A 4,026-nucleotide genomic window follows, 5' to 3' on the forward strand; every position below is an offset into this window, starting at 1 on the left:
CTCCAGGGTTCCGACAAAGTCCGTGGCCTTCGACTTCTGCCCCTCCTCGGCAAACCGACGCGCATAGCTGGTCATGTCGTCGCCATGCTCCTCGAGCAGCTGCGACAGCGAGGCGCCGAAGAGATGCTCGAGATAGGCCATGCCGGCCTTGAGCACCTCGTCGCCCCAGCCCAGATCGACTTCCTCGACCGTGGCGCCGAGCGAGCGGAAGACATCGCATGCGGCAAGCGTGTTCCTGCGCACATCGGCGTCCACTTCGAAGGAGCCGAGATCCATCGAGAAAGCAATCTTCCAGCCCTTGATGGGCTTGTAGTCGAGCGGCAGGCGCAGCTTCGGGCGCAGTGTGGCGATGTCCAGCGGGCTCGGTCCCGCCATGACGTTCTGCAGCAGGATCGCATCCCCAACGTTTCGCGCCAGCGGTCCGGTGTGGCAATAGAAGTCCAGATTGAACGGCGGCTCGTCGGGATTGCGACCGTAGGGCGGCTTGAAACCGACAAGGCCGCAGGCCGATGCGGGGATGCGGATCGACCCGGCGATGTCCGAACCGGTCGCTATCGCGGATGTGCCCGAAGCCAGCGTCGCTGCGGCACCCCCGGACGAACCGCCGGGCGTGAAGTCCGGATTCCACGGATTGCGGGTGACGCCCCACCGCCTCGACCAGGTGTAGCCGGCGCAGCTGAATTCGGGCGTCGCCGTGCGCGCATGGACGATGCCGCCCGCCTTGATGATGCGCTCGTTCATCGTCGAAGTATGGCCGCATACGGCATCCCTGGTCAGCAGCGAGCCATGCGAAGTCGGCTTGCCCTTGATATAGCTCTCATCCTTGATGCCGATCGGCAGTCCTTCGAGAGCTCCGGTCCGGGCGCCCCTGGCGTATTTCGCCTCTGCTTTCCTGGCCAGCTTCATCGCCTCGTCGAAATGCGTGAAGGTGAAGCAGTTGATCGTCTCCTTCGTCGCCTCGGCGCGGTCGATGACCGCCTGCATCAGCTCCACAGGCGAGAGCTGCTTTGCCTTGAACCGCCGCAGCGCTTCGCTCGCCGGCATGTAGCAGAGATCGAGATTGGTCATGGGCAGTCTCCTGCGGTCGGCGGACCGCACGCGGTCCGGCGACTGTGGCCGGAACGGTTTCGGCGCGGCTATTTCTGAAGGTCGGTCCAGATCTTCGTATAAAGCGCCTGCACGTCCGGCGGACAGGCCGGCATGAACTTGCCCTTGGCGGCGAATTCAGCCGGAACCTCGACCTCCGGCGCCCCCTTCATGTCGTCCGGCATGAAGGGCTCGGATCCCTTGATGCCGTTCGCGTAGTGCGCGAAGGCCGAGATCATCGCCGCGTTCTTCGGATCCATGATGAAGTTCTGGAACAGCTTGGCGTTCTCGACATTCTTTGCGTCCTTGAGAACCGCGACATTGTCCATCCAGATCGGATAGCCTTCCTTCGGATAGCCATAGACGATCTTGTCGTTCTCCAGCCGCTCGCGCAGCGATATGCCGTTCCAGTTCACGCCGGCCGCGATGTCGCCCCTGCCGAGGCCATCGACGGCCGCATAATCGAAGGAAAGCCATTTCGCCTTGGCCTCGACCAGCTTGTCACGCACCTTTTTCAGCACCTGCTTGTCGTCGGTGCAGTATTCGCCGCCGAAATAGGAGATGGTGAGGAAAAGGATGTCGCCCATCTCCGGCACGACATTGATCTTGCCGACGAGCTCGGCGGGCGGGTCGAGGAAAATTGCCGACGTGTTCGGGTCGCCGGAATACACCGACTTGTTTACAGACACACCGGTCGTGCCCCACTGCCATGGAACGGTGTATTTGCGGCCTGGATCGAACGGAACGTCGACCCATTTTGGATCGACGTTCTTGAAGTTCTCCATCTTGTTGGGGTCGGTCTCCAGCAGCAGCCCTTCGCTTATCCAGATCGGCATGACACTGGCCGATGGCACGACGATATCGTAGCCCGAAGCGCCTTGGCGCACCTTGGCCAGCGCTGTGTCGTTCGAGTCGTAATCGGTGACAGTCACCTTGACCTTGTAGGTCTCCTCGAACTTCTTGATGAGGTCGGGGTTAGTGTAGTTGCCCCAATTGTAGATGTTGAGCTCGCCGTCGGCGCGGGCCATGCCCGTCGCGGCCATCAGCGACAGCCCGGCGGCCGTCGCGGTCGATTTCCAGTTCATGCTGCTTCTCCCATTGTTGGGACCGGCCACAAATGCGGCCTCGGTCCAATGAAGATAGTTCCCGTTCCTGCGTGGCCATTCACCGGCGGACGCCAGCTGGCCAACTCAATGCAAGGAATAACTATAACTAAACATACAGTCAATATCTTTTAGGCGACATTACCCGGTTGGCCCGTTGAAGGCACAATCGCTGATTGGGACGGCAAGCGCCCTGCCAGAGGCCTCTTTCGGCCATCGGCAACCGGAATTGACGCGCCGATGCGCCGGCAAACGTGTCATGTATCGTCAAACGCGAGGCCATAGACGGATTGGGCAAGCTTCGGCGTGAACAGCCGCGGTTTACAGGGTCGGGGGTTACGCGCCTTTTTCTGGCGGCAGTGCTGCTGATGACCATGGCGCTCTTCCTCGCCGCGCGCGGCGAGGAGCGTATCGCCTTGGTCGTCGCCGGTCCGACCTATGACGGTTCGCCGGCCTAAGCCAATGCCAATGGCAGCGCCGAGCGGATCGCGGCGAGCTTGCGGGAGGTCGGCTTCACAGTCCGGCTACCGAGTGACTGCGAGTATCGAACCGGGATGCAGTCCATCAGGCCCAGCCTACAGGAGTTGATGACAACGGAGGCGAATTCCGCACCACAGGGCTTGGGCATATGCGCGCCAAAACTGTCAACCTGATTATTCTCGCCGGCATGTTCGGTGTGCTTGCGGTGGTCGTAGATTGCGCGGTGGCTTGGCGCAGCGGTCTTACAGCGACCTTTGCGGACAGGGCGTCCCAGCTGCGTCGCCGCAGCGCGAAGCAGTCGGCTCGGGTCGGAAGCTCATATCCTCCGAGCGGCGCACCAACTCGGCGAAAACGAGGGCAAAACTTCCCAGCATCAGGAAGACGATGATTAGGCGTGTCACCGGCAATAGACAGCTCTCGACTGGCTAGCCCCCACCAACCATCCACTGCCGGCTAACATGACCGATCCGGCTTTACGAGAGCTTAAGCTCCGCCTTAACCATCACGTTCGCCTGTTGGCCGACACAATGCGCGAGCGGTCCTTTTGGCGGCCATTGGCGAACACCGCCGCCCTTTGCACATGCGGGCGGCCCATGCTACCCCGGCGCTGGCGCGGCCGCGAACCGGTCGCCGCCAGCCGGTCGTCATCGGAAAGCCATGAGCAAAGCCACCAGCCGTTTCGCCTTCGTCTCGTCCGACACCGCCGACGCCAGGGCGGCACTGGAAAGCCTGTCGTCGCATTATGGCCAGACATCGGTCGAAGAGGCCGAGATCGTCGTGGCCCTCGGCGGCGATGGCTTCCTGCTGCAGACGCTCCGCGACACGATGAGCACGGGCAAGAAGGTCTACGGCATGAACCGTGGCACCATCGGTTTCCTGATGAACGAATACCGGGCCGGCGGCCTCGAGGAACGTATCGCCGCCGCCGTCGCCGAAACCATCCGTCCGCTGGAGATGCTGGCGGTGACGCGCGAGGGCGAAACGGTATCGGCGCTGGCGATCAACGAGGTGGCGCTGTGGCGCCAGTCCTACCAGACAGCCAAGATCCGCATCACGGTGGACGAGCAGGTGCGGCTGGAGGAACTGAACTGCGACGGCGTGATGATCGCGACGCCGGCCGGTTCGACGGCCTATAACCTCTCCGCGCACGGACCGATCCTGCCGCTCGACGCGCCTCTGCTTGCGCTGACACCGGTCAGTCCGTTCCGCCCGCGCCGCTGGCGCGGCGCATTGCTCGCCAACAAGGCGACGGTGCGCTTCGACATATTGGAGGCCGAAAAGCGGCCGGTGAACGCTGCCGCCGACCATACGGAAGTAAAGGCTGTGGCCTCTGTGACGGTGCGGGAGTCGCCGACGG

The 4,026-nt window shown here is 62.6% G+C and carries 3 protein-coding genes; 1 reads left to right on the forward strand and 2 read right to left on the reverse strand.

All coding sequences use genetic code 11. The features are described 5' to 3' along the window. Positions 1–1,068: amidase (locus EN781_RS27820; protein ID WP_145965661.1), on the reverse strand; the 1,068-nt coding region annotated here is incomplete at its 3' end. Positions 1,069–1,136: 68 nt separating this feature from the next. After that, positions 1,137–2,171 carry an extracellular solute-binding protein gene (locus EN781_RS27825; protein ID WP_126054389.1) on the reverse strand — a complete coding sequence of 345 codons (1,035 nt, stop codon included), beginning with the start codon at positions 2,169–2,171 and terminating at the stop codon, positions 1,137–1,139. A gap of 1,155 nt (positions 2,172–3,326) precedes the next feature. Here EN781_RS27825 and EN781_RS27830 point away from each other — a divergent pair. Continuing rightward, positions 3,327–4,026, forward strand: a 700-nt coding sequence (locus EN781_RS27830; protein WP_127400528.1) for an NAD kinase, incomplete at its 3' end; no start/stop codon positions are given.

The sequence above is a fragment of the Mesorhizobium sp. M4A.F.Ca.ET.090.04.2.1 genome, assembly GCF_003999085.1.
GTDB lineage: Bacteria > Pseudomonadota > Alphaproteobacteria > Rhizobiales > Rhizobiaceae > Mesorhizobium.